Below are 3504 nucleotides of genomic sequence, written 5' to 3'. Positions count from 1 at the left end.
GCTATCTTCACCGTTGACGGTCTGGCTGCCGGTTTATGCGTCACCGCATGCCCGCCACCAAAGCTCTTGCCTTCCAGTTTGAACTGGCTGATGGCGTCAGCCAGCTGGTTAGCCTGGTCTACCAGTGATTCAGCAGCGGCAGCTGCTTCTTCCACCAGGGCCGCATTCTGTTGTGTGGTTTCATCCATGCTGGTCACTGCCTGGTTGACCTGGTCAATACCGGTGGTCTGCTCGGCAGAAGCGGCCGAGATCTCACTGATGATGTCAGCCACACGTTGTACAGAAGACACCACATCTTCCATGGTGCTACCGGCATTCTCAACCAGTCGCGTTCCTTCAGTGGTTTTATTCACTGAGTCTGTGATCAACTCTTTAATTTCCTTCGCTGCACTGGCTGAGCGTTGTGCCAAATTACGCACTTCACCCGCGACCACTGCGAAGCCTCTGCCCTGCTCACCTGCACGGGCGGCTTCCACCGCTGCGTTCAAGGCCAGGATATTGGTCTGGAAGGCAATACCGTCAATCACGGAGATAATGTCTTCAATCTTCTTGGCGCTATCGTTAATGGCACTCATGGTCGCGACGACTTCGTTGACCACGGCACCGCCTTTGACAGCCACATCAGAAGCAGTCAATGCCAGCTGGTTCGCCTGTTTGGCGTTCTCGGCATTCTGTTTCACGGTTGAAGCCAGTTCTTCCATGCTGGCAGCGGTTTGTTCCAGGCTGGACGCTTGCTGTTCCGTACGGGCTGACAGGTCGGCGTTACCGCTGGAGATTTCATTGGCTGCTGTAGTGATGGTTTCTACGGCTTCGGTCACGGCAATGATAGGGTCTACCACCATATCCAGGGTGCTGTTGACACCTTCGATAATCTTGCGGAAGTCACCCTGGTGCTTGTCAGCGTCGGCACGTACGGTAATACGGCCTTCACCGGCAGCTTCGGCCAGCAGATTCGTGTCTGCAACCAGGTTGTTCACTGCTGTGATACTGGTGTTCAGGTTATCAATAATCTGGCTGTAGTCGCCAGGATAATGATCGGTAATCTTGGCTGGGATATGACCACGGGCAATATTCTCCAGGTACTCTGAAGTCACTGTCAGTGGTTTCACAACCGCATCCAGCGTGCTGTTCAGGCCATCAATCACTTTACGGAAGTCGCCATTGTGCTTGCCGGCATCTGCACGGGTAGACAAGGCACCGTTTTGCGCAGCTGCTGCCAGTTCGTTGGCATCTGCCACCAGTGCATTCACAGCATCGATACACGTATTCAGGTTATTGATGATCAGGCTGTAATCGCCCTGGTATTGCTCGGTGATCTTGGCCGGGATATTGCCCTTGGCAATGTTATCCAGGTAGCCGGAAGTCACATTCAGCGGCTTCACGATCGCATCCAGTGTGCTATTCAGGCCTTCCACAATCATGCGGAAGTCGCCCTGGTGACGGGAAGCGTCAGCGCGTGTCGCTAAACGACCTTCTACAGCGGCATGGGACAATTCATCTGCATCACTGACCAGGCGTTTGATATTGCCACGCACCTGTTCAATGGCTTCGTTGACAAAGGCTTTTTTGCCCGGAAACTGCTTCAATGGCGCATCCAGGTTACCTTCACCAAACGCTTTTACCACTTCAATCGCTTCCTTGTTCATGGCAATGTGGCCAGCCACCATTTTATTGATGCCTGCCGCCATTTCGCCGTAGCCACCTTTGAAGCGGGTTTCGTCTACAGAACAATCGATATCGCCTTCATCATGTTGCTGGCTGACATAGTTAAGAGACTGCACCAGGCCATCCAGCGTTTTTTGCAAAACGCGGATAGAGTAAGCCACGCTGCTTTTGTCATCTGCAGGCAATTCGATCTTCTGGTTGAGGTTACCTTCACCAAAGTTACGTGCAATCACGGTTAATTGTGAAGGCTCCATGCCTAATTGCTTGAACATATTGCGTTTGATCAGCAAGCCAATTGAAACCACAATCGCAAGTGCAATCAGTGCAATCGCAAACAGCAGTATCATGGCCTGATTTTTAATACTTAAAGCCTGGCTGGCGTTTGCGCGTGCCTGGTCATTATTAAATTGACGATGCTGACTGATCGCCGTTTGCACACGACTGATCACAGCCTGGTTCGCCAGCAGCACATCGCGTGCTTCTGTTTTTTTGTTCGAAAGAGACAAGGTCAGTGCACTACTGCCTAAACCATCATATGCACTGATCGCATCGTAGTCTTTTTTCAGCAGTGCCTTATCATCGGCATTACTCACATATTTGTCATATTTTTTGAGCGCAGCCATCAGTTTGCCATGGGTCTCGGCAACCTGTTTTTCAATCACCTGCATTTTGCCGTTATCAGTGTTTAGCATGTGCTGCCAGATCAGACTGTTTAATGTCTCAAATGCGGCCAGTGTTTCGTCTAATACCTCAATACTGGGCGCAGCCGTTTCATTGGCATAATTGGTATAACCATATACTTTCTCAGTCTGAAAATAACTGATACCAGTCAGTGTGAATAGCCCCAAAGCTGCCACGACAATCAGAATGTACATTCTTTTTGCGACGCTCATAATTTTTATACTCCAGATACGTTAATTTTTTTTCGCCATAATTTGGCTTGCATACTATGTTGTTACACCCTAGTCATTTTCTATCAGCCGATAAAATGCGCTTTATTCGTTCTTTTCAGGCTCAAGTTTTCAAATTGCGAAATCCGGGCCTGAATAAAAAAGCCCCTTATCAAATAAGGGGCCTCTGCTTAAGCGATGCTTTGCTTATTTTTTTACTTTTGATGCATCAGCTACATCAGTTTTTTTCTTGGCTGCAGAAGATTCAGCCACGGCATCACCTTTCATGTGCGTAGCAGTCAGTTCAGCACTACCTTCTTCGTAACAAACACGACCCATCATTGATACTGTACATACTTCAGCTGCCAGCGCATGACCGGACAATACAGATAATGCGCATAAAGCGACGGCAGTTTTAAACGTGTGTTTCATAAAGTCTCCATTAAAGTTTTAAATCTGGTTATAGCGGTTATGTCTACCACTTAACTGTGTTTACGAAGGCTTTGAGGAAAACTTGAGAATACTTACACCTCAGTTACAAAATATATTTATTGCAACATTTAAGATACTTTTGGTTGCATTTTCAACCCAGTTTAACCACTCCAATCATTAGTCTTAAAACCCAAAAAAGCCGACCCTATTGAGGTCGGCTTTTGGTGTAACAATGACTCAGTTAAAACTCTTCCCAGTCACTGTCATCTGTGCCGGTACGTTTGGCGGCATTAGACTTTACCGGTGGTGGGCTACTACTGTTGCTGCCGCCGGATGCCGACTTGCCAAATCCACTCTCTGAGCCTGACCTGGGCGTATAGCTGCTACTCTTTTGTGCAGTATGCTGACTGGAGGCTATCTTCACCGTTGACGGTCTGGCTGCCGGTTTATGCGTCACCGCATGCCCGCCACCAAAGCTCTTGCCTTCCAGTTTGAACTGGCTGATGGCGTCAGCCAG

At 48.8% G+C, this 3504-nt stretch carries 3 protein-coding genes; all 3 read right to left on the bottom strand.

What is annotated here, in order from left to right; all coding sequences use genetic code 11:
* A partial coding sequence (locus ACFQ2T_RS13200; RefSeq protein ID WP_379035195.1) for a methyl-accepting chemotaxis protein occupies window positions 1-2558 on the bottom strand: 2558 nt, incomplete at its 3' end.
* Between the two features lie 204 nt (window positions 2559-2762).
* Complete coding sequence (locus tag ACFQ2T_RS13195; protein WP_379035193.1) at window positions 2763-2987, bottom strand: hypothetical protein; 225 nt, start codon at window positions 2985-2987, stop codon at window positions 2763-2765.
* A gap of 241 nt (window positions 2988-3228) precedes the next feature.
* The coding region (locus tag ACFQ2T_RS13190) for a hypothetical protein (RefSeq protein WP_379035191.1) at window positions 3229-3504 on the bottom strand (276 nt) is incomplete at its 5' end.

This window comes from Methylophilus flavus (assembly GCF_042678905.1).
Lineage (GTDB): Bacteria > Pseudomonadota > Gammaproteobacteria > Burkholderiales > Methylophilaceae > Methylophilus > Methylophilus flavus.
This window is presented reverse-complemented; position numbering and strand designations above follow the sequence as displayed.

Coding starts and splice junctions, on each gene's coding strand:
- ACFQ2T_RS13195 (WP_379035193.1), bottom strand. CDS start 2,987: ATGAAACACACGTTTAAAACTGCCGTCGCTTTATGCGCATTATCTGTA.